The sequence below is a fragment of the Curvibacter sp. Hmag1.1 genome (assembly GCF_059769165.1).
On the sequence record NZ_JBMBGX010000002.1, the window covers coordinates 2,418,018 to 2,444,382 of the forward strand.

Sequence of the window (26,365 nt, forward strand, 5' to 3'; positions counted from 1 at the left end):
AATCGCTATGGTTTTTCCAATGGAACCCGATACGGTCTCGCACGGCATCCAGCTGGCGGTGGCACCGGTATTTCTGCTCACGGCGGTGTCCGGCATGATCGGTGCCGTGGCGCAGCGCCTGGCGCGCATCATTGATCGCGCACGCAATGTGGAGACCCGCATCAAACAAGGCACGCATCCTTCTGAGGATGCGGATGGTTACGCCGAACTTGCCGAATTGCGAACCCGCGGTTTGTTGGCCAACACCAGCATTGCGCTGCTGACCTCGTGCGCGTTTTTGATCGGCCTCACCATCGTGGTGCTGTTCCTCGGCGAGACGATTGACTTCCCCGGCCTGCGCATTTCGATCTTCAGTTTTCTGGGCGGGGTGGTGTGCTTTCTGAGCGCGCTCATTTGCTTCATGGTGGAGACCTTCATCGCCACCCGGCTGCTCAATTTCGGGCGCAAAAAGCGCTAACTTTTCTTCACTTCCACAGCGCAGTCGTAAAACGTGGGCGCCCGGCCCATGTCGGTCAGGCGTTGGCTGGTCAGCTCATTCACATTGGTGCCATCGCGACCCAGTTTGCGCCACCAGATGCCCAAGCCATTGACCACTCCAGGTCGCGCACGGGCGGACACGCGGGCCACACAACGATGGGTGCCGCGGGCGTTGAACACCGTGACCTCATCCCCATCCGCAATACCGCGTGGCGCAGCATCGGCTTCATGCAGCTCTAGCAAGGGTTCGCCTTCGATGTCGCGTAGGCTCTTCACATTCACAAAGGTGGAGTTGAGAAAGTTGCGCGCGGGCGGCGAGATCATCGCCAGCGGGTAAGCCGCATCGGCGCCCGCAGGTTCGTAGTTGGGCACGTGGTCGGGCAAGCCGTCTTCACCGCGCGCGGCCAGGCGGTCGCTGTAAAACTCACACTTCCCACTGGGCGTCGGAAAGCCACCATCGGCAAACGGTGTGTCCGGCACGGGCAGCGGCGCATAGCCCTGGCTAAGCAACAGCGCGAAGTCCACCTTGTCGCCAAAAGCAGTGCGGCACAAGCTCTCATCGGACTCCGCAAACACGTCTTCGGTGAAGCCCATACGCTGCGCCAGGTCGCGGAAGAACTGGGTGTTGGTGCGCGCCTCGCCCAGCGGGGCAATAGAGGGGCGGTTGAGCAGGATGTCGGTGTGGCCGTAGCTGCTGTGCACGTCCCAGTGCTCGAGTTGGGTGGTGGCGGGCAACACGTAGTCGGCGTAGTCGGCCGTATCGGTCTGGAAGTGCTCCAGCACTACGGTAAACAGGTCTTCGCGCGCAAAGCCTTGCACCACCTTGGCGGACTCCGGGGCCACCGCAACGGGGTTGCTGTTGTAGACGATGAGGGCTTCAATGGCCGGGCCGAACTCGGGACTGGCCGGGCGCAGCAGGTCGTCGCCAATGGTGCTCATGTTGATGGTGCGGGGCGTTCGGCCGGCTAGCAGCTCCGGCCGTTCGAGCGCCATGGTCTGGGTGGGTACATAGCCCGAGCTGGACAGCAACACGCCGCCTGCGCGGTGCCGCCAGGCGCCCACCAAAGCGGGCAGGCAGGAAATCGCGCGCACCGCGTTGCCGCCGCCACGCACCCGCTGCAGTCCGTAGTTCATGCGAATGGCCACGGGCAAGCCAGCGCGCGCGGTCTGGCCGTATTCGCGGGCCAGACCGCGCACTTCGTCAGCAGAAATGCCACAGACCTCTGCGGTGCGCTCGGGCGTCCATTGCAGGGCGCGGTCGCGCAGGCCTTCCCAGCCCAGGGTATGGCGGGCGATGTAGTCGTGGTCCAGCCAGTCGTGGGTGATCAGCTCATGCATCAGGCCCAGCGCGAGGGCGGCATCGGTGCCGGGCAGCAGGGCGATGTGTTGGTGGCATTTCTCGGCCGTCTCGGAGCGGCGCGGGTCTATGCAGATGATGCGTGCGCCATTGCGTTTGGCGGTTTGCACATGGCGCCAGAAGTGCACATTGCTGGCAATCGAGTTACTGCCCCAGATCAGGATGAGCTTGGCCTCCGCAAAAAACTCCACCTTGGTGCCGACCTTGTTGCCCAGGGTGAAGGTCAGTGCTTCAGCACCCGCTGAGGCGCAAATGGTGCGGTCCAGCCGGGCGGCGCCTAATCTGTTGAAGAAGCGTGCCGCCATGCCTTCGCCCTGCACACGCCCCATGGTGCCGGCATAGCTGTAGGGTTGGATGGCCTGCGGGTCACGCTTTGCAATGCTCTGGAGCTTCTCCGCAATGTCGCTCAGTGCCTGGTCCCAGCTCACGCGCTCAAATTGTCCTGAACCCTTGGGGCCCACACGTTTGAGCGGGTGCAGCAGCCGTTCGGGGTGGTAGGTGCGCTCGGTGTAGCGCGATACCTTGGTGCACAGCGCGCCATTGGTGGCGGGGTGTTCCGGATTGCCCTGGACCTTGATGGCCACGCCATCCTGCACGGTGACCAGCATGGAGCAGGTATCGGGGCAGTCGTGAGGGCAGGCGCCCAGGATGTGGGCGGTGCCTGCGGGGGATGGAGAGGTCGCGGGAGTGTCTGAGTGCATGGTGCGGACTTTACCGAATTGCGTATGCTCTTGTGATGACAGGGGAGGGAGATTTCTCTTCCTGCGGAGGACACTTGCCATGAAACTGATAGAGCCAATAGTTGCCAACACCCCCGAAATTGCGGCCCTGCGCAAAGATATCCATGCCCACCCGGAGCTGTGTTTCCAGGAAGTTCGTACGGCGGATGTGGTGGCTGCCAAGCTGACGGAGTGGGGTATCCCCATCCACCGCGGGATGGGCACTACCGGCGTGGTGGGCATTGTGAAAGCCGGTACCTCCAGCCGCGCACTGGCCTTGCGCGCCGACATGGACGCCCTGCCCATGCAAGAGTTCAACACCTTTGCCCACGCTAGCAAACATGCCGGCAAGATGCACGCCTGCGGGCACGATGGCCACACCGCCATGCTGCTGGCTGCGGCCCAGCACTTTGCCAAACACCGCAATTTTGACGGTACCGTGTACCTGGTTTTCCAGCCCGCCGAAGAAGGCGGTGGTGGTGCCCGCGAAATGATCAAGGACGGCTTGTTTGAGCAGTTTCCAGTGGAGGCCGTGTTCGGCATGCACAACTGGCCGGGCATGGCCGCGGGCACGTTCGCCGCCAGCGCAGGCCCGGTGATGGCGTCCAGCAACGAATTCAAGATCACCATCCGCGGCAAGGGCGGCCATGCGGCTATCCCGCACAACGCTATCGACCCGGTGGTGGTAGCTTGCCAGCTGGTGCAGGGCTTTCAGACCATCATCAGCCGCAATGTGAAACCGATCGATGCGGGTGTGATCTCGGTCACCATGATCAACGCCGGCGAAGCCACCAATGTGATTCCTGACCGCTGCGAGTTGCAGGGCACGGTGCGTACGTTCTCCATCGAAGTGCTGGACCTGATTGAGCGCCGCATGCGCGAGATGAGCGAGAGCCTGTGTGCCGCATTCAACACCCGCGTGGAATTTGAGTTTGTGCGCAACTACCCGCCCACCATCAACGCGCCCAAGGAGGCGGCGTTTGCTGCGAAGGTGATGGAAAGTATTGTGGGCGCCGACAAGGTGTTCACCCAGGAGCCCACCATGGGCGCCGAAGACTTCTCGTTCATGCTGCAAGCCAAACCCGGCTGCTACGCCTTTATCGGTAACGGAGATGGTGACCACCGTACCCTGGGCCATGGCGCCGGCCCTTGCACTTTGCACAACCCGAGCTATGACTTCAATGACGAGTTGCTGCCCTTGGGCGCCACCTTTTGGGTGCGTTTGACAGAAGAATGGCTCGCGTCTGACATCTGAAATCGCTATCATGATTTGCAAGATGTAACAGGGGGTAGCCATGACACAGTGGAGCGAAATCAACCCGCGTGAACGGTCCGGCGGATTGCAGGCAGCCGTGCGCCGGCAGTCGCGGCCGGGCGAATACCGCTACACCTTTGTGCATGATGAACTCGAGATTGACGACCCGGCCCTCGATGCCAGTGGCCGTTTTTTCGCATCTCCCCGCGACTATGGCTTTGTCATCCGCGGCTTTGACGGCGGCAAAACCGCATGGGCCCGCGACTTTGCCAACGGCACCATGCTGGTTGTGAACCCGGATGCGCAGTCCCATGTGCTGTCGCCCAAGGGCCGTGCACGCATTCTGTTTATCGGCCAGGATGGCGCGGTTCTGCAAGATACAGGTGCTGTCGGACGGCCGGAGCAGCGCGTGCCAGAGCTGGCTACCGTGCGCCTGACCCTGACGGCGACCGTGGATTTGAATGGTTTGTCCCAGGAGGCGGCCCGGGCGCAATTGATGCGCTTGGTAGACCGTGCGGTGCTATCTGCCCAGAGTGCGCCGGGTGACGGAGTGCGGGTGCTGGACCACGCCTTCGACTCCGCTGCCGTGGTGTCCGGCGAGACGCCCGGAACCAGTAATACCGACTTTTCCCAGCTGTTGGATCTATAGCGCCTGCGGGGCCCTTCAGGCCGCTTGGGCCACCGGAAAGCGGACCTTGGCCATTTGCAGCAGGCCATCAAAAATCAGGTTGTCCACCAGCTCGAAAGGGCGGGTCATGCTGGGTGCCATTTTCCAGCCTGCTCCACCGGTCATGATGCAGGCGGGCTCAGCACCGCAGTGGGCGCTCACATGTTGCACCATGCGCTCTACGGCACCGGCGATGGCAAAGGTGCCGCCGCTGGTGAGTGCATCGCTGGTGTTGGTGGGGAATTCACGCACTTCGCCGGTAGGCACGTGCAGACCGGCCGTGCCGGATTCGAGGGCGCGCAACATGATGCCGTGCCCCGGCAGAATCAGCCCGCCCAGAAACTTGCCGTCGGTGGCAATGGCCTCTACTGTTACGGCGGTGCCCACCATGACCACCACCATGGGGCGGGGCGTGCCTTGGCTCAACATGTGGTGGTAGGCCCCGATCATGGCCACCCATCGGTCTGCCCCCAGGCGGGTAGGGTGGTCATAGCCGTTGCGCAAGCCGGCTTCGCCTTCACTGGCGACTACCCATTGCGGCACCACGTCCCACTGGTCCATTTGCTCTTGCACACGCCGCTTGACGGCGTCACCGGCGACCACGCAACCCAAAACCTGGGCGGGAGCCGGCATGTCACGCCATGCGCCGTCTGCCAGCTTGTCGATGTTTTCCAGAAACTCCGCGCCTTGTGCCAGCAACGCAGCGCCGGGGCGGGGGGACGCATAGTGCGCCCATTTGAGGCGGGTATTGCCGATGTCCAACGCGAGAAAGGTCATGGTGCCGGGGAGCTGTGTCTCTATGGCTCGCACTCTACCGGATTCGGCGCGCCGCCCGTCCGGATTTGCAAGCGAGCTCTAGGTACTTACCCCCATGCGGGCTGTAAGCCGCTGTCAGGCTGCTTGGTTTACAGTTGACGTTTACGTAAACGTCAACTAACCGTCCACTGGTGCCCTATGACCGATCTGTCTGCCGACTTCAAAGCCCTGGCCAACTACCGCCCCACCCACAAGGTGCGCTTTGTCACCGCGGCCAGCCTGTTTGACGGCCACGACGCCGCCATCAACATCATGCGCCGCATCCTGCAGGGCATGGGCGCCGAAGTCATCCACCTGGGCCACAACCGCAGTGTGGACGAGGTCGTGACCGCCGCTCTGCAGGAAGACGTGCAAGGCATTGCCATCAGCTCCTACCAGGGCGGGCATGTGGAGTACTTCAAGTACATGGTGGACCTGCTGAAAAGCCGTGGCGGCGCGCACATCCAGGTGTTTGGCGGCGGCGGCGGCGTGATTGTGCCGCCCGAGATTCGCGAGTTGCATGCCTATGGCGTGACCCGCATCTACAGCCCCGAAGACGGTCAGCGCATGGGGCTGCAAGGCATGATCGGCGAGATGGTGATGCGCTGCGACAAGGACATCACGGCACTGGCACCTACCGACTTGTCCGCCATCCAGGGCCACACCGAGGCCAGTTGGCGCGCACTGGCCCAGTTGCTGACCGCTATTGAGGCTTCCAAGCTGAATCCGGCTCTGGCGCAGGAAATACGTGCGCAAGCAGCTATTAAAAAGATAGCAACTATCGGCATCACCGGTACTGGTGGTGCGGGCAAGTCCAGCCTGACGGACGAGCTGATCCGCCGCTTGCGGCTGGACCAGAATGACGCCTTGCGCGTCGCCGTCATCTCCATCGACCCGAGCCGCCGCAAGAGCGGGGGCGCTCTGCTGGGTGACCGCATCCGCATGAATGCCATTTCGCCTTGGCAGCAGGGAAGCCGCGTCTTCATGCGCTCGCTCGCGACCCGTGACTTCGGTTCCGAAATCAGCGCGGCCTTGCCGGATGTGATCGCCGCGTGCAAGGTGGCGGGCTTCGATTTGGTGGTGGTGGAAACCTCGGGCATCGGCCAAGGGGATGCGGCCATCGTCCCGCATGTGGATGTGCCGCTGTACGTGATGACGCCTGAGTTCGGCGCTGCCAGCCAGCTCGAGAAAATCGATATGCTCGATTTCGCAGAGTTCGTGGCCATCAACAAATTCGACCGCAAAGGTGCCAGCGATGCGCTGCGCGACGTGGCCAAGCAGGTTCAGCGCAATAAGGAAGCCTGGAACACGCCCACCGAGCAGATGCCGGTGTTCGGCACCATGGCCGCGCGCTTCAATGACGATGGCGTCACCGCCCTGTATCAAGCCTTGTTGCCGCGTCTCAAGTCACTGGGCGTGCCACTGCAGGAAGGTAGCTTGCCGCGCGTGAACGTACGCCACAGCTCTAACCAGACGCCGGTGGTGCCCGCAGCGCGCACCCGCTACCTCGCCGAGATCAGCGACACCGTGCGCGGCTATAAAAAACGCGCCAAAGAGCAGGCCCGCCTGGCGCGCGAAATCCAGCAACTGCGTGAGTCCGGCCGCATGTTGCGCGAAGCCAATCCCGACAAGGTGAATGCGGTCACCGCGGTCACCCAACTGGCCGCTGAACGCGAAGAGCGCATGGGTGCCGCAGAGCGCAAGCTGCTGACCCAGTGGCCCGAGATGCAGAAGGCCTACGCCGGTGACGAGTACGTGGTGAAGATCCGCGACAAGGAAATCCGCACCGCACTCACCACAAAGTCCCTCAGCGGCACCACCATCCGCAAAGTGGCCTTGCCGCAGTACGAGGACCATGGCGAAATTCTCAAGTGGCTCATGCTGGACAACGTGCCCGGCAGCTACCCTTACACCGCAGGTACCTTTGCCTTCAAACGCGAGGGTGAGGACCCGACCCGCATGTTCGCCGGTGAGGGTGACGCCTTCCGCACCAACACGCGCTTCAAGCTTCTCAGCAGCGGCATGGCGGCCAAGCGCCTCTCAACCGCTTTCGACTCGGTCACGCTTTACGGCAACGATCCTGACCCCCGCCCGGACATTTATGGCAAGGTGGGTAACAGTGGCGTGAGCATCGCCACGATAGACGACATGAAGGTGCTCTACGGCGGGTTCGATTTGTGCAACCCGAGCACCAGTGTGTCCATGACCATCAACGGTCCTGCGCCATCGATTCTGGCCATGTTCATGAACACGGCTATCGATCAGAACATCGATAAATTCAAGGCCGACAACGGCCGCGAGCCTACGGACACCGAGGTCGCCAAAATCAAGGAATGGGTGCTGGCCAATGTGCGCGGCACCGTGCAAGCCGACATTTTGAAAGAAGACCAGGGCCAGAACACCTGCATCTTCAGCACCGAGTTCTCGCTCAAGGTGATGGGCGACATTGCAGAGTACTTTGTGCACCACGACGTGCGCAACTTTTACAGCGTGTCCATCAGCGGTTACCACATTGCCGAGGCGGGGGCCAACCCCATCAGCCAGTTGGCGTTCACCTTGTCCAACGGCTTCACCTTTGTGGAGGCGTATCTGGCGCGCGGCATGCACATTGACGACTTCGCGCCCAACCTGAGCTTCTTCTTCAGCAATGGCATGGACCCCGAGTACACGGTGATGGGCCGCGTGGCGCGCCGCATCTGGGCGGTGGCCATGAAAGAAAAATACGGCGCGAATGAACGCAGCCAGAAGCTCAAGTACCACATCCAAACCAGCGGCCGCAGCCTGCACGCGCAGGAAATACAGTTCAACGACATCCGCACCACGCTGCAGGCCTTGATTGCGATTTACGACAACTGCAACAGCCTGCACACCAACGCGTTTGACGAAGCCATCACCACGCCCACCGAAGACTCGGTGCGCCGTGCCATGGCCATCCAGCTCATCATCAACCGCGAGTGGGGCCTGGCCAAGAACGAGAATCCCAACCAGGGCGCCTTCATCATCGAAGAGCTGACCGAGCTCGTGGAAGAAGCCGTGTTAGCCGAATTTGAGCGCATTGCCGAACGTGGCGGCGTATTGGGTGCCATGGAAACCGGCTACCAGCGCGGCAAGATCCAGGACGAGTCTATGCACTACGAAATGCTCAAGCACACCGGCGAGCTGCCCATCATCGGTGTGAACACCTTCCGCAACCCGCATGGGGACGCGGTGCTGGACAAGCTGGAGTTGGCCCGCAGTACCGACGACGAAAAGCAAAACCAGCTCAAACGTCTGGCCGACTTCCACACCTTGCACGCTGCAGAGTCCCCCACCATGCTCAAGAAGTTGCAGCAAGCCGTTATTGACAATCAGAACGTGTTTGAGGTTTTGATGGACGCGGTGCGGGTGTGCTCGCTAGGCCAGATCACGAGTGCGCTTTTCGAGGTGGGCGGGCAGTACCGGCGGAATATGTAGTGCGCGGTTTCTAAGGCGCGCACCCTATTGGGGCGCGTCTGGTGCGTTTATTGCTAGCGTGTTGGTAAGCCGTTGGAGCCCGCGTGGGCGGGTGGCTCTGAAGATCGGGCCTTACACATGCTGTCAAAAATTCCCTTGTGGTTGGGGCGCCTGAGTGTCGGGCGCAAACTCACGCTCATTTATCTGCTGGATTTGACTGCGGTCATTTATGTGTCCGGCATCCTGATCCACGAAAAATACCTTGCGATTGACTTCGCCCGCAAAGAAATCGTGGGTGCCAGCTACACCGAGGCGGTGCGTCACAACGTGATGGACGCGATTTTGTTGCCCGCGGACCGCCCCGGCGTGGCAACCCTGCCGGAGTTCGACAAAGCCCGGGCCGCTTATGACGCAGAGCTCAATACGGCAGCTGCGTCCCAGCGCTTGCATGAACTGCTGGTCGAGTCCCGCACCGATGCGGAGCATGCCCGCATGCTGGGGCAGGCGCGTGACCTGCTCACCATCGTAGGCAACCAGTCCAACCTGATTCTGGATCCGGACCTCGACAGTTACTACGTCATGTCCCTGACGCTGTTGCGCCTGCCCGAGCTCTTGCAGGTGCTGCTGGACACCCACAACTTCATGGCGAATTGGGGCTTGCGGGTGCCGGGCTTCAATCCCAACGCGCAATTGCTCACCCTCTTGGGCCGGCTGGATGCGGTCCAACAAGGGCTGGAGTCTGACTATGAGCAAACCTGGCTGGCCGGCTCGCCGGAACTGCGTGCAGCCCTCGGGCCGGCACGCGAAGCCTTGCGCAAATCACTCAGCCAATTTGCGCGTGCAGTGCATGAAGTCAACAGTGCAAGCATGTCGAGCGAACAGGCAGCGCGTCTGGATGCGAGTTACCGGGCCGCACTCCAGGACTTGTCAGAGAGCTGGCGCGTGGGTATTGCGCAGCTCCACATCCTGTTGCAGACCCGTGTGGACCAGCTTTTCAAACGCATGTGGCTACATCTGGGTACGGCGCTGCTGTTGCTGGGCTGCATTTTGAGCCTGGTGTATCTGGTGGCCAGCCAGATTGCCAAACCCCTGCAAGGCTTGGCCCGTGTGGCCCACGATGTGCGCCGCAAGGCCGACTACAGCCTGCGCGCCGAGTGGCACAGCCGGGATGAAATCGGCCAACTGTTTGCCGCCTTCAACGGCATGCTGGAGCAACTGGACCGCGACCGGCTGGTGCAGCAGGAGCTGGCCGCCAGTGCCCGCGCTGCGGAAGCCCAGCGCGAATTGGTGGAGGCCTTCCCCATTCCCATGGTGGTGACTTCGGTGCCGGACCACGAAGTGCTGCACGTGAATACGCCTGCCCGCCCCTGGCTCAACGGCCGCACCGACGACCCCTGGCGCCATGGGCTCGAGCCCGGAGTGCGCGGGCGCTTTTTTCAGCGTCTGGCGGACTTTGATGCGGTGGACGAATTCGAGGTGCGCTGGCACGGCGGCACCACGCCCTCCTGGGCGGTGCTGTCTGCCCGGCGTCTGAACTTCCAGGGGCGCGACGCCGTGCTCACCGCGTTCACGCCCATCAACAAACTCAAGGTGATGGAGCAGCGGCTGGAGCTGTGGGCCAAGGTGTTTGAGGCGTCCAGCGAAAGCATCATCATCATGGACGAGGCCCGCAAAATCATCAGCGTGAACCAGGCTTTCTGCCGCAGCACCGGTTACGACTTTTACGAGGCGCTCGGGCAGGACCTGAGCTTTGTGATGAACACCCCGCAAGACACCGTGTGGGCCGACCTCGAAGACCAGAACGACTGGCAAGGTGAGGTGCATTTCTGCAAACAGAACGGCGACACTTACCCCGCATGGCTGATGGTCTCCTCCGTGCACAAGAGTGCGACCAGCGGCGAGGTGGTGAACTACATCGGGATATCCATCGACATCACCGACCGTAAAGCGAAGGAGGAACGCATCCGCTTCCTGGCCCAGCACGATGTGCTGACTGAGTTGCCCAACCGTGCCTTGTGCCAGCAGCGTCTGGGTGAGGCGATTGCCAGTGCACGCCACACCGGCGAGAAGGTGGCGGTGCTGTTCATCGACCTGGACCGATTCAAGCTCATCAACGACACCCTGGGCCACCACATCGGCGATGGCTTGCTGCGCACCGTGGCGCGCCGCCTCAGCAGCGCGGTGCGTTCAGACGATACGGTCAGCCGCTTGGGTGGGGACGAATTCGTCATCATCCTGCGCCATGTGACCGACCTGCCGGAGCTGACCGCCATGGTCAACGACCGCCTGATTCCGACCATCCGCCAGACCGCCACGGTGGATGGTCATGTGCTCACCGTGTCCTGCAGTGTGGGCGTGGCGCTCTACCCCGAGGATGCGACGGACCAGGACGAACTGATGCGCCGCGCCGACGCGGCGATGTATGAGGCCAAATCCGCCGGGCGTGATACGGCCCGCTTTTTCTCACCCGAGACCGACCAGCGCGTGCTTGCCCGTCAGTCCATGGAGACCCAGCTGCGCCAGGCGCTGGCCAATGAAGAGTTCAGCCTGCATTACCAACCGCGGCTGAACGCCCGCACACGCAAGGTGCAGGGTGCCGAGGCCCTGCTGCGCTGGAAAAACCCGCTGCTGGGGCAAGTGCCTCCGGGCGAGTTCATCCACGTGGCCGAAGAAAGCGGTTTGATCAAACCCATAGGCGCCTGGGTGCTGCGCGAGGCCTGCCGAAACTGGATGTCGATGGAAGAGCAAGGCATCTGCAAGGGGCTGGAGCTGTCGGTCAACCTGTCTGTCGCGCAGCTGGCCGACCCCGAGCTGGTGGACCAGCTCAGCGCTGTGCTGCGCGATACCCGCATGCCACCCGCACAACTCGAACTCGAGCTCACTGAATCCCACTTGATGGACAACCCGGTGGCCGCCCAGCAGCAGGTGGCCGCACTCAAGGCGCTGGGTGTGAAGGTGGCGATTGACGATTTCGGCACCGGCTACTCCAGCCTGGCCTACCTCAAGCGTTTCGACATCGACAAGCTCAAGGTGGACCAGTCCTTTGTGTTGGGTATGCTGGAAGACAGCGCCGATGCTGCCATCGTGCATGCGGTGATTGCGCTGGGCCACACGTTGGGCCTGAAGGTGGTGGCGGAAGGGGTAGAGAACTTGCCTACCGCCCAGACACTGACCGCGCTGGGCTGCGACGAGCTGCAGGGCTATTGCTTCAGCCGTCCGATCCCTTTGGCCGAATGGGTGGCCTACCTGCGCAGCCACGCCCTGCGCGAGGATCGTCGCCGGCCGCCGATCGCAGGCTAGCTTGCTATTGTTTCAGGAGCTGCTCGCGCAAATTCGATGGGCGCCAGAGGCCGATTTGGCTTCAAAGTCGGCGGTTCAGGCGGTCAGCTTCCGGTGCAGCCAGCGGCAAATCGGGCTGTGGGCGTCTTCCAGCCCGTGGATTACGGTGAAGTGGTCGGCGCCTTCGATGGCGCTTAGTTCCACCGGGTTTCCCAATGCCACTGCCGCATCGCGGTATCCGGTGGACTGGCGGGCGAATTCACCGGATTCGGTACCGCCCCAGATCACCCAGGTGGGCGTAGGGCACGCGCGGAGGTTGGGCGTGGGGGACTGGCGGCGGATGACGCCGTCATCCAGCTGGATCATGGGTTGCAGGTAGCTGTAGCGCAGGGGTTCCAACTCATAGAGGCCGCTGAACAGCAGGCCCGCCTTGAGCGGGTCGCGCGGCAGGCCGTAGTCGGTGTCCCACGCAGTTTGCAGGCACATGGCACCCAGGTGGCCGCCGGCGGAGTGGCCGCCCACGCCCACGCGGGTCGGGTCGCCACCGTAGTGTTGGATGTTGCGCAGCGTCCAGGCCACGGCCGAGCGCACCTGTCGCGTGATTTCGTCTATGGTCACAAAGGGTGCCAGCGCGTAGTTCACCACCACGGTGGTGATACCGCTGGCGTGCAGGCCCAGGGCCACGCCATGAAAGTCTTTGCTCTGGAAGGCGCGCCAGTAGCCGCCGTGGATGAACACAAAGACTGGAGCGTTGGGTACGTCCGCCGGAAAGATGTCCAGCGTCTCATGCACCGTGGGGCCGAAGGCGATGCCGGCATGGTGCTTGAGGGTGCTGCGGGCCTTTTCGGCCTGCGCCGCAAAGTGCTTGCCGGGAGCAGCCGGGTCGGGCAGCGCGATGGAGGGGTTGTATTGCGCGTCGATCTGCGCCTGGGTGTCAAAGTCGCGGTAAAGCATGGGGCTAGGGTGTCCTTGATGGTTCAAATGCCGACGTAGCGGTGCCAGAGTTCGGGTTGTGCGGCCAAGGTGGTCGAGTCGCCACTCCAGACCGCGCGGCCGCGCTCCATGATGGTGTGGTGGCCGGCCAGCGCGATCAGGCGCTGCACATATTTGTCGATGACCAGCACGCTCTGGCCTTGGGCGCGCAGGGTGTCCAAGCAGCGCCAGATGTCCTCACGGATGAGTGGCGCCAGGCCTTCGGTGGCTTCGTCCAGGATCAGCAGGTGGGGGTTGGTCATCAGCGCGCGGCCAATGGCCAGCATCTGTTGCTCGCCGCCGGAGAGCTGGTTGCCCATGTTGCGCGCGCGTTGCTTCAGCACCGGGAAGAGGTGGTAAATCCGCTCCAGCGTCCAGGGCTCGGCACTGGCATTGCGCCGCGCGGCAAAGGCAATCAGGTTCTCTTGCACCGTGAGGTTGGGGAAAATCTGCCGTCCCTCGGGCACCAAAGCCACGCCCATGCGGGCAATCCGGTCGGGGCTCAAGCCCTCAATGCGCTCGCCCCGGAAACGGATGCTGCCGCTGCGTGGCGGTGTTAGCCCGAGGATGCTGCGCACCGTGGTGGTTTTGCCCATGCCGTTGCGGCCCAGCAGGGTGGAGGTGGTGCCGGCCTGGAGCTGCATGTCCAGCCCGAACAGCACCTGGCTGTTGCCGTACGCCGTCTCCAGTCCCTGAATGTCGAGCAAAGTCTCGGTGCTCATGGGCGGGCCTCCGGCAAGGCTTCATCGCCAAGGTAGGCGCGCTTCACGTCGGCACTCTGGCGGATGGCATCCGGCTGGCCACTGGCAATCACGCGGCCGGCCACCAGTACCGAGATGGTGTCGGCGAGTTGGAACACCGCGTCCATGTCGTGTTCCACCAGCAGCAGCGTGGTCTCGGCGCGCAGTGATTGCAGCAGTGCCACCATGCGCTGGGATTCGTCCGGCCCCATGCCGGCCAAGGGTTCGTCCAGCACCAGCAACTGCGGGCGGCTGGCGAGCGCCAAGCCCACCTCTAACTGTCGTTGCTCGGCATGCGACAAGGCGCCCGCTGTACGTTGCAACTGGGCCTGCAAACCTACGCGCGCAGCCACATCTGCCGCCGCCTGCATGCGCTGGGTCTCGGTGTGCACCGGGCGCCAGAAGCGCATGCTGCTGCCCGCCACTGCCTGCAGGGCGAGGGCCAGGTTGTCCTGCACGCTCAGGCGCAAAAAAACGTTGGTGATCTGGTACGAGCGGGCCAGGCCGCGCTTTACGCGGGCGTGCATGGGCAGGCGGGTGATGTCTGCTCCGTTGAGTAACAGGCGCCCGGAATCCGGCTGCAGCGCGCCCGAAATCTGGTGGATGAGCGTGGTTTTGCCTGCGCCATTCGGGCCTATCAGGGCATGGACTTCGCCTTTGTGCACCTGCAGGCTGGCACGGTCGGTGGCGGTGAGCGCGCCGAATCGCTTTACCAACGTGTCGATCTGCAGCAAAGGGGTGGCGCCGGTGTTCATGCCTGACTCCGCGTCCACACGCTGCGCAAGCTGGCCAAGCCGCGCGGTGCCAGCAACACGACGGCCAGCAACATGGCGCCCAAGCCCAGCTGCCAGTGTTCAGTGGTGTGGCCCAGCACTTCTTCGAGCAGCAGGAAAGCGGCAGCACCCAGCACGCCGCCATACAAGTGGCCCACGCCACCCAGAATCACCATCACCATCAGCATGCCGCTCTGGCTCCACTGCATCATGGACGGGCTGACAAAACCGCCCTGGTTGGCCAGCAAAGTGCCGGCCAGACCGGCCATCGCGCCTGCCAAGGTAAAGGCTGTGAGCTGCGTGCGCAGCACCGGAAAACCCAGTGCCTGCATGCGTACCGGGTTCTCGCGCAGGCCTTGCAGCACCTGGCCGAAGCGCGCGTTGAGCAGGCGCTGGGTGAACAGCAGGCACAGGGTGAGCGCACCGAGGGCCAAGTAATAGAGCGCCGTGTCGTCAGGGGCAATGCCGGCCCAGGTGTTGCGCCCGGCCAGGGGCAGGCCGTCGTCCCCGCCGTAGGCTTTAAGGGAGACGGCCAGGTAGTACAGCATTTGCGCGAAGGCCAGCGTGATCATGATGAAGTACACGCCCTGGGTGCGCAGGCTGATAAAGCCGATCAGGCAGGCCAGGCCCGCGCTCACCAGCATGGCAGCGGGCCAGGCAATGGCAGCAGGCACGGTGCCCTGCTGCATCAGGATGCCCACGGTGTAGGCGCCCGCACCCACAAAGGCCGCATGCCCGAAGCTCACCAAGCCGCCGAAGCCCAGAATCAGGTTCAGGCTGCTGGCCGCAAGGGCAAAAATCGCGATGCGGGTGGCCAGCGTGACGTAAAACTCGGCGTGCAAAGCAGCCGTGATTTGCGGCAGGGCAAGCAGCACCAAAAACACAGGGAGTGCAGCCCGCAGGTGCAGTGTGTGGTGCAGCGATGTGCGGGCGTTGTTCGAATCAACCATGGGCAGGGAACAGGCCGCGCGGCTTGAAGAACAGCACCGCAGCCATCAACACATAAATCAGGATGGAGGCCACCGCCGGTGCCGCATCAGCCGCCAGCGCTGCGCCGAACAGCGACTCGAACACCATGGGCAGCAGGGTGCGCCCGCCGGAGTCCACCATGCCCACCAGCAGCGCGCCCACCAGTGCACCGCGGATGGAACCGATGCCGCCGATCACGATGACCACAAAGGCCAGAATCAGAATGCTCTCGCCCATGCCCACCTGCACCGCCAGCAGCGGCCCGAGCATGCCGCCGGCCAGCGCGCATAAAGCGGCGCCCAGCCCGAACACCGCAGTGAACAGGCACTGCACATTGGTGCCCATGGCCAGGGCCATGTCGCGGTTGGAAGCACCGGCACGCACTTGCATGCCCAGCCGGGTGCGGGTCACCAGCAGGTAGAGCAGCAGCGCCGTGGCCAAGCCGACCACGATGATGAGCAAGCGGAAAGCGGGGTAGAAGAAGCCGGGCAACAACTCCACCGGGCCCGAGAGTGCGGCCGGCGGGTTCAGCGACAGGGGTTGTGAGCCCCAGATCATGCGCACGGTTTCATTGCACATGAGCAGAATGGCAAAGGTGCCCAGCACTTGGGTGACGTGGTCGCGCCGGTAGAGCCTGCGCAGGACGGACACCTCCAGCAGCACCCCGAAAAAGGCGGTGCCAGCCACACCTGCAGCCAAGCCCCACCAGAACGATCCGCTGGCTTGGGTGGCTGTGGCGATCAGGTAGGCGGCCACCATGTACAGCGAACCATGGGCCAGGTTCACCATGTCCATGATGCCGAACACCAGCGTCAGCCCGGCTGCCAGCAAAAACAGCATCAGGCCGAGCTGCAGGCCGTTCAGGGCCTGCTCCAGCAGCAGAATTCCGCTCATGCGCGTGAGTCAGGCCTTAGAGGCCGGGCATCTTGCAGTTGGCGGCGTAGGCGTCGGCGTGGTTTTTGAACACGGTGCCCAGGGTGCGGTTGGTGACGCGACCCTTGGCGTCGCGGGTGATGACGCGAAGGTAGTAGTCCTGGATAGGGAAGTGGTTGGTGTTGAACTTGAAGGCGCCACGCACCGAGTCGAACTTGGCGGCTTCCAGTGCCTTCTTGACGGCGGCTTTATCGTCCAGCTTGCCCTTGCTGTCGCGCACGCCGGCATCCATCAGGCGGGCGGCGTCATAGCCCTGGGCTGCGTACAGGGTGGGCAGGCGGCCGTATTCTTTTTCAAACTCGGCCACAAACTTTTTGTTGGCCGCGTTGTCCATGTCGTGGCCCCACTGGGAGGTGTTGAACATGCCCAGCATGGGGTCGCCCACCGCCTTGATCACGTCCTCATCGCCCGAGAAGCCGGGGCCGAACAGGGTGATGTCTTTGGAGAGGCCGGCGCCCACAAATTGCTTGATGAAGTTGATGCCCAGGCCGCCGGGCAGAAAGATGTACACCGCATCCGGCTTGGTAGCGCGCAGCCTGGAGAGTTCGGCGCCGTAGTCCAGCTGGTTGAGGGCGGTGTAGGTCTCGGAGGCAATCTCGCCCTGGTAGAAGCGCTTGAAGCCGGTAAGGGCGTCTTTGCCCGCGGGGTAGTTGGGGGCGATCAGCGCCACGCGCTTGAAGCCTTTGTCGGTGACCGTTTTGCCCACCGCCTCGTGCATGTTGTCGTTCTGGTACGAGGCACTGAAGAAGTAGGGGTTGCACTGCTCGCCCGCGTACTGCGAGGGGCCTGCGTTGGCACTGATGTAGAAAGTTTTGGACTGGAAGGTAGGGGTGCCTACAGCCAGCATCACGTTGGAGAACACGATGCCGGTCATGAAGTCGACCTTGTCGCGTTTGATTAGCCGGTCTGCGGTTTGGCGACCCACTTCAGGGTTGGCCTGGTCATCGGCCACGATGACCTCGGCAGGGCGGCCACCGAGTTTGCCGCCGTTCAATTTCACAGCGAGTTGGAAGCCGTCACGGATATCCACGCCCAAGCCGGCGCCGGGGCCAGACAAGGTGCTGAGCAAACCGACACGAACAGGTTCGGTTGACTGGGCCCAGGCACCTGCAGTCGCGGCAGCCAAAGCGGCGGACAAAACCAGGCGGGAGGGGGCAAAACGGGGCAGGTGCATTGCAAACTTTCCTTGTGGAGGGTTGGACCGTTTCATTATCGGCCCAACACCCCTGCTTTCCGCTGCACCGTTGCAGAAAGCGCAAGCCCCGTTCAGTTCAGCAGGTAGCTGTCGGCGTTGGCTTCGAAGTCTTCCGCGTCAATGGCTGCATCAAAGGCGGCGCGGGCGGCCAAGGCTTCCTTGGTGTAGGGGATCAGCGGCTTGTCCAAGGGGCGCAGCTTGTGGCGGCGCAGGCCGCGCAATTGCTGGGAGCGCTCCATGGTTTGCAGAACCAGCTCGGGCTCCATCATCAGGCTGAAGGGGTTGAGTTCGGTAGCAGTGGTTTTCATGGCAGTCCTCCGGTGAAAGTTTGCGCCAACTGAATACTTTGGCGCTTGGAGGAACTGTAGCCACGCACTCCAAAAAATGGAGTCAGGCAAGCGCTGGAAAACGTGTAGGAATTTCCCTTACAAAGCCGGATAAACCGGCTTCTTGCCTGCCACTACCCGCCGCCTGTTTACAGCAAACGTGCTCGCACGCTCTTGCCCTTGACGCGGCCTGCGTTGAGCTTGTTACACGCCGCCTGGGCCACATCACGCGCCACACCCACAAAGGTGCAGAACTCGGTGACCTGGATTTTGCCGATCTGCTCACGGGTGAAGGCGGGGCCGCCCTCGGTGTTGGTGAGCGCGCCCAGCACGTCGCCGGGGCGGATTTTTTCTTTGCGGCCACCGGCGATCTGCACGGTGACCATGGGGGGCAGCAAGCGGCCTGATCCTGTGGGAGTCAGCTCGTCGAGCTTGTGCCACACCGAGGGCGTGTTCTGGTACTGCTCGATCTTGCCCACCGCGCCCATTTCGCGCATGCTGGCCAGGCTCACGGCCAGCCCTTTCTCGCCCGCGCGGCCGGTGCGGCCGATGCGGTGCACATGCACTTCCGGGTCGGGCGTGATGTCCACGTTGATGACGATGTCCAGCTCTTTCACATCCAGCCCGCGCGATGCCACATCGGTGGCCACCAGCACCGAGCAGCTGCGGTTGGCAAACTGGGCCAGCACCTGGTCTCGCTCGCGTTGGTCGAGGTCGCCGTGCAAGGCCTGGGCCACAAAGCCGTCGGTCACCAGCTTGTCCACCAGCTCGTTGCACTGCTGCTTGGTGTTGCAAAACGCGATCGTGCTCACCGGGCGGAAGTGGTTGAGGATGCTGCACACCGCGCTGAAGCGGGACTCGCGATCCACCTCAAAAAAGCGCTGCTCAATGGTGTTGTCGGCCACCGGGGCTTCCACCTTGATTTGCTGCGGGTCTTGCATGAACTGCTTGGCCAGCTTCTCGATGCCTTCGGGGTAGGTGGCCGAGAACAGCAGGGTCTGGCGCTCTTTGGGGCACTGGCGTGCCACGGTCACGATGTCGTCAAAGAAGCCCATGTCCAGCATGCGGTCTGCTTCGTCCAGCACCAGGGTGTTCAGGCCTTCGAGCGTGAGGTACTCGCGCTCCAGCAGGTCCATGATGCGGCCGGGCGTGCCCACGACGATGTGGGCGCCGTTTTCCAGCGAAGCGCGCTGGCCGCGTGTGGCTACGCCGCCGCACAGGGTCACCACCTTGATGTTGTCTTGCGCGCGGGCCAAGCGGCGGATTTCCACCGTCACCTGGTCGGCCAACTCGCGGGTGGGGCACAGCACCATGGCTTGCACCGCAAACCAGCGGGGGTTGAGCTTGGCCAGCAGGGGCAGGGCAAAGGCGGCCGTCTTGCCGCTGCCGGTTTTGGCCTGGGCAATCAGGTCTTTGCCGGCCAGGGCCACGGGCAGGCTGGCGGCCTGGATGGGTGTCATGGCATCAAAGCCCAGCTGTTGCAGGTTGGCCAACGTGGCAGGTGCGAGGGGAAGGGTGGAGAAAGCTGTCATCCCCCGATTATCGGCGCAGACCCCCTAAAACCGTTTTCCGGAGGACGTATTTGCTATATATTTTGTAGCTTCCCGCGCTTATGCATTGAGCGCAAATGATCGATTTGATGCTTAAACGGCAAAGGTTTGCAGGTCGTGCAAACATTGCTTGCATGGGCTTCTGCCGGCTTTGTGCGAAACAGTGTTCGTGAAGGGGGGTTCTTGCCTCACGCGGGATTTTTGGCCTAGACTGCTCGCCAACCCCATGCTGGCAACCAGGGCCTTGTCCATGAATATCCTGAAACGAAACAACGTCCATGTGACGGGCGAAGGCGACAAGGTGTTGCTGTATGCCCATGGCTTCGGCTGCAACCAGCACATGTGGTCACAGGTGCTGCCTGCATTTGCCGATGGCTACCGCCAGGTGTTGTTTGACTATGTGGGCAGTGGCCAGTCAGACATCACGGCTTTTGACAGCCGCCGCTACAGCACCCTGAACGGCTATGCCCAGGACGTGCTGGATGTCTGCGATGCCCTGGGGCTGTCTTCAGGGGTTACTTTTGTGGGGCACTCGGTGAGCAGCTCCATTGGCATGCTGGCGTCGATTGCCCGTCCGGACTTGTTTGAACGGATGGTCATGGTCGGCCCATCACCCTGTTTCCTGAACCAGCCGCCGGACTACATAGGCGGTTTTGAGCGCACCGACCTGGAAGGCCTGCTGGCCTTGATGGACCAAAACTACCTCGGCTGGGCCGACTACCTGACTCCGGTGATTTCCGGAGAAAAGGACAGTGGTCCGGTCGCCCGCCGGTTGGCGGAGAGTTTTTGTTCGACCGATCCCGTGATTGCCCGCATCTTTGCCGAGGCGACCTTTTATGCAGACAACCGGGCCGACCTGCCTCATGTGAACTGCCCCAGCTTGATATTGCAGCACCGCTATGACGCACTGGCACCGGTTGAGGTAGGCGAATACCTGCACCAGCACCTGCGCAACAGCACCCTGGAAGTGCTGGATGTGGTGGGGCATTGCAGCCACATGTCACATGCCCATTTGGTGGTGGATGCCATGAAGGCATTCCTCGCACATCCGGTTTGATGCTGAAAGAGATATCCGGGTTTCGACTGATGGAACACCTGGACCTCCTCCCCAGCCCGGTACTTGTGACCGACCCGCAAGGCCATATCGTGACTGCCAACCGCGACCTGTTGGCTCTGGTGGGCGGCGTGACGGAGTCATGGAAAGGGCGCTACATGGACTGCCTGTTGTCCACGCCCGGCCGTATCTTTTTGCAGACCCATGTATGGCCGCTGATGCTGCGCCATGGCAACGTGCAGGAGATCTATCTGCACCTCAACAACGCGGCGGGCGAGCGGGTACCGGTCATGGTGAATGCGCGGCGCGGCCTCTGGGATGAGCAGGACTGCATTTTCTGGGTGTTCTTTGTGGCCCTGGAGCGCAGCCGGTTTGAGGCGGAATTGGTCGAGGCGCGCGGTCGGGCGCAAAGGCTGGCTGCGGAGCTGTCGCAAGCCAACGCGGAGCTGCGATCGGTGCATCAGCAGCTGTCGCAACACACGCAGAGCGTGGAAACCGAGAACCGTGAACTCTCCGCATTGAGCCTGACCGACCCCCTCACCCGCCTGGGGAACCGGCGCGCCTTGGAGCGCGCAGTCGAGCAGTGGCAAATGCAGTCCGAGCTGGGCACGCCCGCTGCCTTGCTGATGGTCGATGTGGACCACTTCAAACGGGTGAACGACAGCTATGGACACGAAGAGGGTGACCGTGTGCTGCAGGAGTTGGCGCGCCAGCTGCAGGCCAGCAAGCGCGGCAGCGACGTGGTGGTGCGTTATGGCGGCGAGGAGTTCGCTTTGTGGCTCCCCGGCGCCGGCCCGGACGGAGCCAGCGCGATTGCCCAGCGGGTGCATTTGCTGGTGCAGGATGTGCGTGTGCACAAAAAGCCGGTGACGGTCAGCATCGGGGTGTCATGCGCCCAACAGACGCTGCACCAGGGGCGCGATATGGTGTTTCTGACCCGCTTGTTGCACCAGGCGGATCTGGCCTTGTACCGGGCCAAGTCGGCCGGGCGTAACCGCACGATGTGGCACGACGGGCCGACCGGACTCTCCTAAAATTTGTGCATGGCGCTGCGGCGCGTAATCAAAGGTTTTCTCATGCGTTCCTGGTGGAGTGTGGCGCTGGTAAGCAGCGCATTGCTGGTGGCTTGCGGCACCAATGTGGTCAACCCCGTGACCGGCCAAACCGAACGTTCGGCCATGAGCGAAGAGGCCGAGTTGGCCGAGGGCGCCAAGGGGCACCAGCAGGTGCTGCAGGAATACGGCGTGGTCAAAAACCCCGAGCTGCAGGCCTATGTGAACGCCTTGGGCCAGAAGCTGGCTGCCCAAAGTCACCGTACCCAGTTGCAATGGCACTTCACCGTGCTGGACAGCCCCGAGATCAACGCGTTTGCCCTGCCCGGCGGCTATGTGTATGTCACGCGCGGCATCATGGCCTACATGGAGAGCGAGGCCGATCTGGCCGGGGTGATCGGCCATGAAATCGGCCACGTCACTGCCCGCCATGGTGCACAGCGTGCCACCAGCCAGCAAAATGCGGGCTTGGGCGTGTTCGCTGCCAGCGTTCTGGGTGCGGTGGCAGAGGCCTACGGCGTTACCGGTGCCGGGCAGCTGGCGGGCCAGGTGTCGCAAAACGTGGCGGCGGGCTACATCGCGTCTTACGGGCGCGAGCAGGAATTACAGGCAGATGGCCTGGGTGCTGAATACCTCTACCGCACCCGCTACGACCCCCGCAACATGATCGACGTGATCAAGGTCCTCAAAAATCAGGAGCTGTTTGCGGCCGACCAGGCCAAGGCCGAAGGACGTCCGGCGCCTGCCAAAGGCGACTGGCTGGCATCCCACCCCAGCAATGACCAGCGCCTGCAGACCATTACCCTTCTGGCCGAGCAGTACCAGAGCAAGGACCGCTACAACGACGAAGGCCGGGCCCGCTATTTGCAGGCGATCAGCAACATGAACTTCGGCGACAGCCCGGACCAGGGGCTGGTGCGCGGGCGCAATTTCTACCATGAGCCCTTGGGCCTGGCGCTCACAGCACCGGCCGGCTGGTACATCCAGAACGATGCGGAGCAACTCGCCTTCATCAACACGGCCCGTGACGCCGCCTTGTTGGTGCGTGTGGTGCCGGCCCAGGCCGGCAAGGCACCCGCTGATGTAGTGCGCAACCTGCTCAAGCCCACCCAGGGAAAGCTGGAGGCCACCACCATCAATGGCCTGCAGGCCTCGCGATTCACCGGTGCGCGGGCCAATGCCAATGGCACCACCGTGGCACTGGAAGCCACGGTCGTCTCCGGACCGGGAGACCGGGTGTATCTGCTGCAGTCCACCGCCAAGGATGCCAATGCTCTGGCGCGTGCAAGAGCCGGCCTGCGCGAAGCAGAAGGCAGCTTCCGGGCGCTGACCACGGCCGACAAGGCCGCCGCCCGGCCCTGGGTGATCAAATCCGTGCCCTACCCCAAAGGCGGCTTTGCCGAGCTGGCCCGCACTTCGCCGATTGCCCGACCTGAGCAACAGTTGCGCTTGATCAATGGTTTTTATGGCGGCGGGGAGCCTACGCCCGGTCAACTGGTTAAAGTCGTATTGCCGCAGTAATTTGCTATATTTTTAGTAGCTGCCTGCGCACATTCCATGAGCGCCACTGCTTGAAAACTCTATGACTCAACTCTCTATCTCTTCCCAGTTCGATTCCGGCGCCATCGAGGTGTTGCGGCTCGACGTTGCGCACGACATTCAGTTGCGCATCCGCCAGGACACGGCGGCAGAGTTTGCCCAGTGGTTTCACTTCTGCTTGCACGGCGCGGCCGGCGAGCCGGTGACCCTGCGGTTCATGAACGCAAAACAGTGCGCCTACCCCAAGGGCTGGGAGGGTTACCAGGTGGTCTGCAGCGAGGATCGCCAGCACTGGAGCCGCATTGAGACCAGTTATGACGGCGAGGTCATGACCGCGCGCATCACACCGCAGACCAACGCCATCTACTTCGCTTACTTCGAACCCTATTCGTACGAGCAGCACCTGGACCTGTTGGCCTCGGCAGCAGCCTCGTCGCTGGTCACCGTGGAACGGCTGGGCACCACCGTGCAGGGGCGCGACATGAGCGTGCTGCGTGTTGCCGACGTGCACAGCCTGGTGGCTGATGAAGACAAAAAAGACGTGTGGGTTATCGCCCGGCAGCACCCCGGTGAGACCATGGCCGAGTGGTTTGTGGAAGGCTTTCTGGAACGCCTGCTGGACGCCGACGACTCCGTCAGCCGCACCCTGCTGCAGCGCTGCAATTTCCATGTGGTGCCCAACATGAACCCGGATGGCGCAGTGCTGGGCAACCTGCGCACCAACGCCGCGGGCGCCAACCTGAACCGGGAGTGGGCCGCGCCCAGCATGGAGCGCTCGCCCGAAGTGGCCCTGGTGCGCCAAGCCATGGAGGCCACCGGCGTGGACCTGTGCCTGGACGTGCACGGCGACGAAGCGCTGCCTTGCAACTTTGTGGTCGGCTCTGAAGGCACGCCGGGCTACACCCCGCGTATTGCCGAGCTGGAAGACGACTTCAAGACCGACTGGATGCGCGCCTGCCCCGACTTCCAGGACACGCTCAATTACGGCCGCGTGGCGGCAGGCCAGGCCAATATGTCACTGGCCACCAATTGGATCGCCCAGCGTTTCGGTTGTATGGCTTTGACGATCGAGATGCCCTTCAAGGACAACGCCAACCTGCCCGACCCCACCACCGGCTGGAGCGGCCAGCGCTCCAAAAAGCTGGGGGCCAGTGTGCTGCAGCCCTTGCTGCAGTGGTCGGTCTAATTTCGGCCTGTCGACTGCACCTCAGGGTAGCCAGACCACATCGTCGTCCACAGCGTACAACTTGCATGCCGTCTTGGCGGTTTGGGCGCAGCGTTCAAGCGTTCGCGAAATCACGTTGTCGCCCGAGAAGAAGGCCCACTCGCCCATGGGCCCAATGGCCAGTGCGCGAGGCAGATCCATCGCGAGAAAGCGCGCATAGCCCGTTTCTTTCACCTCCTGTTTGACAAGGGGGAGCTTGCTGGCGTCAGCGATAGCGGCGTATCCGCTGGGCGGCGGTGCACCGGTAGCACGGGGAAGGGCCATGCCATGCGTGTTGATGAATCGATCCAGTACTGGGCGCCATAGTGGCATGCCCTTGGAGAGCAGACTGTGTCCATCGGTGCTCACGGGGCCGAAGCTTGCAAATTCGGCTTTGCCACCTGCGCCGGTGTAAGCCTCATGCCATTTGCGGGGAATGCCGGGGCCCCAGTAGTTGTCGTTCTCGGAATAGAGCCACAACATGGGTGTATTACCCGCATTGGATCTACCTGCTTTTTCGAATGTGTCGGCCAACCGGTGGTACCCGCAAGGGTTGGTTTTCCGGTTCACCGGATCCCCGCCACTACCCCCGGCAAAGTTGATGCCGGCAATCACCGAAGGGTGTTTAGCGCCCATCGCCACCACGGTGGCAAAGCCGCCCATGGACTGCCCCATGAGAATGACTTTGCTGGGGTTGACCCAAGGCTGCTTGATGGCGAATTCCACCGTAGCCAAGGTCTGGACATTGGTTACGGCGGCGGCGGAGTCATAGTCTTTCTTGTCGCAGGCGCCTGTGAACTCCGGGTCTTGCTCCATTCCACTGTCGCCATAACCCAATCGGGTAGGTACAAACACCGCAACGCCCCGGCGCAACCAGTAGCGTGCTATGTCTGAGTATCTATAGCGCGAGGGGTTGGCCCGCTGGTTGGAGTCGCGACCATGGTTCATGATCACGGCGGGGAAAGGTCCATCCCCTGGCGGCTTGAAATGGGTGAGCACCATCTGGCCGTCGATGGACTTGCCGTACATGTCCTTCACAGTGACCTGCAGTTTAGTCACGGTCTCAAACATGTCGGCGGCCAACGTTGATGGCGGCGGCGCATCTTCTGCGGTCGGTTGAGCTTGTAGCGGTGGCGGAACACACATCAGTGTGCCGAGGAAGAGCGCAGTTGAGACTGTTAAAGCAGATAGCTTGCGTCCCGGAAGTGAACGTCCTCTGAACAAACCGGTACTGTGCATCACGAGAACCAGAGCCATCAATTTGTTTGCTTGCGCCGACGTACCACTGCACCCATGACCCCCAAGCCAGCCAGCAGCATGCCGTATGTTTCGGGTTCGGGAACTGCTGGAGTTACGGGCGCTAACGCACTGGTGTGGACCACGTTGTCCAAAGCGAATCTTGCGCTGCAGCAACCATCGGAAACAAAGGTGATGCGGTTGAACGCTTGTGTGGATGTGAAGCCGATGAATTGGGGGGTGTTATCAATACTCGCTGTAGCTTGATAACTGCCCAAGTGGTAATACGAGCCGTAGCCCGCTAGGCTGTCCGCGTCAATCCCAAGACGAATCCGGGAGCTCAGTCCGGAAAATCTGGCACCGAAGGCCATCACCGGTGCATTGAAGCGGAGGTCAAACCAGCCACCATAGGAGAGATCCGTGTAAACATTGGTGGTGCCGTCAATACTGTAGTTCAAGTCGGGCGCATCGATCTGCAGGCTGTTGTGTCCTACGAACGCTCCGAAGTTGAGGTTGTTGGCCGCTTGATCGGCGAAATAACTGTTGAAGCTTTCAGTTTGCAGCGGACCGGTCGCCGCTGCAAAGCTGTTGAAGTCGGTGTATTGGGTCAGAGGTTGGTTGACTACGGCATGGGCAGCAGCACCTATCCCAATGAAGAACGTAAATGCGAGCACTCGATGAGAAATGGACTGGATGAACGACATGGGGGCTCCCTGAATGGAGTCGCTTGGTGTGCGACAGTTGTTGACAGAGCGAGACTAAAAGTAGCAATTGCCAGTCGCAATTCGTTGCAGTGCGTAGAAGACGCGGTTTTCATACGCACAAGTGCGTATAAAACGTC

At 62.3% G+C, this 26,365-nt stretch carries 21 protein-coding genes; 9 read left to right on the forward strand and 12 right to left on the reverse strand.

Annotation, left to right across the window (positions count from 1 at the left end):
- The first annotated feature begins 7 nt into the window (after positions 1–7).
- Positions 8–457, forward strand: a complete 450-nt coding sequence (locus ACOAP0_RS12105) for a DUF2721 domain-containing protein (protein WP_498376591.1) — start codon at positions 8–10, stop codon at positions 455–457.
- Here the strand turns inward: ACOAP0_RS12105 and ACOAP0_RS12110 are convergent.
- Positions 454–2,535: a molybdopterin-containing oxidoreductase family protein gene (locus ACOAP0_RS12110; protein ID WP_498376592.1), complete on the reverse strand. Its 2,082-nt coding sequence runs from the start codon at positions 2,533–2,535 to the stop codon at positions 454–456. The genes ACOAP0_RS12105 and ACOAP0_RS12110 overlap by 4 nt on opposite strands.
- Before the next feature lie 79 nt (positions 2,536–2,614).
- Here ACOAP0_RS12110 and ACOAP0_RS12115 point away from each other — a divergent pair, with 79 nt between their 5' ends.
- Both ACOAP0_RS12115 and ACOAP0_RS12120 read left to right on the forward strand, forming a co-directional pair.
- Positions 2,615–3,808, forward strand: a complete 1,194-nt coding sequence (locus ACOAP0_RS12115) for a M20 aminoacylase family protein (protein ID WP_498376593.1) — start codon at positions 2,615–2,617, stop codon at positions 3,806–3,808.
- A gap of 40 nt (positions 3,809–3,848) precedes the next feature.
- Positions 3,849–4,457 carry a hypothetical protein gene (locus ACOAP0_RS12120; RefSeq protein WP_087496155.1) on the forward strand — a complete coding sequence of 203 codons (609 nt, stop codon included), beginning with the start codon at positions 3,849–3,851 and terminating at the stop codon, positions 4,455–4,457.
- A gap of 15 nt (positions 4,458–4,472) precedes the next feature.
- Here ACOAP0_RS12120 and ACOAP0_RS12125 read toward each other — a convergent pair whose 3' ends face one another.
- Positions 4,473–5,252, reverse strand: a complete 780-nt coding sequence (locus ACOAP0_RS12125; RefSeq protein WP_087496156.1) for a type III pantothenate kinase — start codon at positions 5,250–5,252, stop codon at positions 4,473–4,475.
- Between the two features lie 177 nt (positions 5,253–5,429).
- On the opposite strand from ACOAP0_RS12125, the gene icmF reads away from it, so the two are divergent.
- Together icmF and ACOAP0_RS12135 are read left to right on the forward strand one after the other, a co-directional pair.
- Entirely contained in the window at positions 5,430–8,723 is a 3,294-nt protein-coding gene (gene icmF, locus ACOAP0_RS12130) for a fused isobutyryl-CoA mutase/GTPase IcmF (RefSeq protein WP_498391415.1), read from the forward strand.
- A gap of 117 nt (positions 8,724–8,840) precedes the next feature.
- Positions 8,841–12,002: a bifunctional diguanylate cyclase/phosphodiesterase gene (locus ACOAP0_RS12135; RefSeq protein ID WP_498376595.1), complete on the forward strand. Its 3,162-nt coding sequence runs from the start codon at positions 8,841–8,843 to the stop codon at positions 12,000–12,002.
- 75 nt (positions 12,003–12,077) lie between these two features.
- On the opposite strand, the gene ACOAP0_RS12140 is transcribed toward ACOAP0_RS12135, so the two are convergent.
- The 8 genes from ACOAP0_RS12140 to dbpA all read right to left on the reverse strand — a co-directional run bounded on the left by ACOAP0_RS12140 (position 12,078) and on the right by dbpA (position 19,421).
- Complete coding sequence (locus ACOAP0_RS12140) at positions 12,078–12,935, reverse strand: alpha/beta hydrolase (protein ID WP_498376596.1); 858 nt, start codon at positions 12,933–12,935, stop codon at positions 12,078–12,080.
- Between the two features lie 23 nt (positions 12,936–12,958).
- Complete coding sequence (locus ACOAP0_RS12145; protein WP_498376597.1) at positions 12,959–13,675, reverse strand: ABC transporter ATP-binding protein; 717 nt, start codon at positions 13,673–13,675, stop codon at positions 12,959–12,961.
- Positions 13,672–14,448 carry an ABC transporter ATP-binding protein gene (locus ACOAP0_RS12150; protein ID WP_498376598.1) on the reverse strand — a complete coding sequence of 259 codons (777 nt, stop codon included), beginning with the start codon at positions 14,446–14,448 and terminating at the stop codon, positions 13,672–13,674. The genes ACOAP0_RS12145 and ACOAP0_RS12150 overlap by 4 nt, the downstream gene beginning before the upstream one ends.
- Entirely contained in the window at positions 14,445–15,416 is a 972-nt protein-coding gene (locus ACOAP0_RS12155) for a branched-chain amino acid ABC transporter permease (RefSeq protein ID WP_498376599.1), read from the reverse strand. The genes ACOAP0_RS12150 and ACOAP0_RS12155 overlap by 4 nt, the downstream gene beginning before the upstream one ends.
- Complete coding sequence (locus ACOAP0_RS12160; protein WP_498391417.1) at positions 15,409–16,329, reverse strand: branched-chain amino acid ABC transporter permease; 921 nt, start codon at positions 16,327–16,329, stop codon at positions 15,409–15,411. The genes ACOAP0_RS12155 and ACOAP0_RS12160 overlap by 8 nt, the downstream gene beginning before the upstream one ends.
- A gap of 16 nt (positions 16,330–16,345) precedes the next feature.
- On the reverse strand, positions 16,346–17,542 hold the full coding sequence (locus ACOAP0_RS12165) for an ABC transporter substrate-binding protein (RefSeq protein ID WP_498376601.1): 1,197 nt from the start codon (positions 17,540–17,542) through the stop codon (positions 16,346–16,348).
- Positions 17,543–17,634: 92 nt separating this feature from the next.
- Entirely contained in the window at positions 17,635–17,871 is a 237-nt protein-coding gene (locus ACOAP0_RS12170) for a hypothetical protein (RefSeq protein WP_087496165.1), read from the reverse strand.
- Between the two features lie 167 nt (positions 17,872–18,038).
- Positions 18,039–19,421, reverse strand: coding sequence for an ATP-dependent RNA helicase DbpA (dbpA, locus tag ACOAP0_RS12175; protein ID WP_498376602.1), 1,383 nt, complete (start codon positions 19,419–19,421; stop codon positions 18,039–18,041).
- 268 nt (positions 19,422–19,689) lie between these two features.
- On the opposite strand from dbpA, the gene ACOAP0_RS12180 reads away from it, so the two are divergent.
- The 4 genes from ACOAP0_RS12180 (at position 19,690) to ACOAP0_RS12195 (ending at position 24,270) form a co-directional block, all read left to right on the forward strand.
- Positions 19,690–20,496, forward strand: a complete 807-nt coding sequence (locus tag ACOAP0_RS12180; protein WP_481873587.1) for an alpha/beta fold hydrolase — start codon at positions 19,690–19,692, stop codon at positions 20,494–20,496.
- Between the two features lie 29 nt (positions 20,497–20,525).
- Positions 20,526–21,527 carry a GGDEF domain-containing protein gene (locus tag ACOAP0_RS12185; RefSeq protein WP_498376603.1) on the forward strand — a complete coding sequence of 334 codons (1,002 nt, stop codon included), beginning with the start codon at positions 20,526–20,528 and terminating at the stop codon, positions 21,525–21,527.
- 42 nt (positions 21,528–21,569) lie between these two features.
- Positions 21,570–23,066, forward strand: a complete 1,497-nt coding sequence (locus tag ACOAP0_RS12190) for a M48 family metalloprotease (RefSeq protein WP_498376604.1) — start codon at positions 21,570–21,572, stop codon at positions 23,064–23,066.
- A 61-nt stretch (positions 23,067–23,127) separates the two neighbouring features.
- Entirely contained in the window at positions 23,128–24,270 is a 1,143-nt protein-coding gene (locus ACOAP0_RS12195) for a M14 family metallopeptidase (protein ID WP_498376605.1), read from the forward strand.
- Between the two features lie 21 nt (positions 24,271–24,291).
- Here ACOAP0_RS12195 and ACOAP0_RS12200 read toward each other — a convergent pair whose 3' ends face one another.
- Together ACOAP0_RS12200 and ACOAP0_RS12205 are read right to left on the reverse strand one after the other, a co-directional pair.
- Positions 24,292–25,347 carry an alpha/beta hydrolase family protein gene (locus ACOAP0_RS12200; protein WP_498391418.1) on the reverse strand — a complete coding sequence of 352 codons (1,056 nt, stop codon included), beginning with the start codon at positions 25,345–25,347 and terminating at the stop codon, positions 24,292–24,294.
- Positions 25,348–25,544: 197 nt separating this feature from the next.
- On the reverse strand, positions 25,545–26,228 hold the full coding sequence (locus tag ACOAP0_RS12205) for a PEP-CTERM sorting domain-containing protein (RefSeq protein ID WP_498376608.1): 684 nt from the start codon (positions 26,226–26,228) through the stop codon (positions 25,545–25,547).
- Between the last annotated feature and the right edge of the window lie 137 nt (positions 26,229–26,365).

Coding starts and splice junctions, on each gene's coding strand:
- ACOAP0_RS12105 (WP_498376591.1), top strand. CDS start 8: ATGGTTTTTCCAATGGAACCCGATACGGTCTCGCACGGCATCCAGCTG.
- ACOAP0_RS12110 (WP_498376592.1), bottom strand. CDS start 2,535: ATGCACTCAGACACTCCCGCGACCTCTCCATCCCCCGCAGGCACCGCC.
- ACOAP0_RS12115 (WP_498376593.1), top strand. CDS start 2,615: ATGAAACTGATAGAGCCAATAGTTGCCAACACCCCCGAAATTGCGGCC.
- ACOAP0_RS12120 (WP_087496155.1), top strand. CDS start 3,849: ATGACACAGTGGAGCGAAATCAACCCGCGTGAACGGTCCGGCGGATTG.
- ACOAP0_RS12125 (WP_087496156.1), bottom strand. CDS start 5,252: ATGACCTTTCTCGCGTTGGACATCGGCAATACCCGCCTCAAATGGGCG.
- icmF (WP_498391415.1), top strand. CDS start 5,430: ATGACCGATCTGTCTGCCGACTTCAAAGCCCTGGCCAACTACCGCCCC.
- ACOAP0_RS12135 (WP_498376595.1), top strand. CDS start 8,841: ATGCTGTCAAAAATTCCCTTGTGGTTGGGGCGCCTGAGTGTCGGGCGC.
- ACOAP0_RS12140 (WP_498376596.1), bottom strand. CDS start 12,935: ATGCTTTACCGCGACTTTGACACCCAGGCGCAGATCGACGCGCAATAC.
- ACOAP0_RS12145 (WP_498376597.1), bottom strand. CDS start 13,675: ATGAGCACCGAGACTTTGCTCGACATTCAGGGACTGGAGACGGCGTAC.
- ACOAP0_RS12150 (WP_498376598.1), bottom strand. CDS start 14,448: ATGAACACCGGCGCCACCCCTTTGCTGCAGATCGACACGTTGGTAAAG.
- ACOAP0_RS12155 (WP_498376599.1), bottom strand. CDS start 15,416: ATGGTTGATTCGAACAACGCCCGCACATCGCTGCACCACACACTGCAC.
- ACOAP0_RS12160 (WP_498391417.1), bottom strand. CDS start 16,329: ATGAGCGGAATTCTGCTGCTGGAGCAGGCCCTGAACGGCCTGCAGCTC.
- ACOAP0_RS12165 (WP_498376601.1), bottom strand. CDS start 17,542: ATGCACCTGCCCCGTTTTGCCCCCTCCCGCCTGGTTTTGTCCGCCGCT.
- ACOAP0_RS12170 (WP_087496165.1), bottom strand. CDS start 17,871: ATGAAAACCACTGCTACCGAACTCAACCCCTTCAGCCTGATGATGGAG.
- dbpA (WP_498376602.1), bottom strand. CDS start 19,421: ATGACAGCTTTCTCCACCCTTCCCCTCGCACCTGCCACGTTGGCCAAC.
- ACOAP0_RS12180 (WP_481873587.1), top strand. CDS start 19,690: ATGAATATCCTGAAACGAAACAACGTCCATGTGACGGGCGAAGGCGAC.
- ACOAP0_RS12185 (WP_498376603.1), top strand. CDS start 20,526: ATGGAACACCTGGACCTCCTCCCCAGCCCGGTACTTGTGACCGACCCG.
- ACOAP0_RS12190 (WP_498376604.1), top strand. CDS start 21,570: ATGCGTTCCTGGTGGAGTGTGGCGCTGGTAAGCAGCGCATTGCTGGTG.
- ACOAP0_RS12195 (WP_498376605.1), top strand. CDS start 23,128: ATGACTCAACTCTCTATCTCTTCCCAGTTCGATTCCGGCGCCATCGAG.
- ACOAP0_RS12205 (WP_498376608.1), bottom strand. CDS start 26,228: ATGTCGTTCATCCAGTCCATTTCTCATCGAGTGCTCGCATTTACGTTC.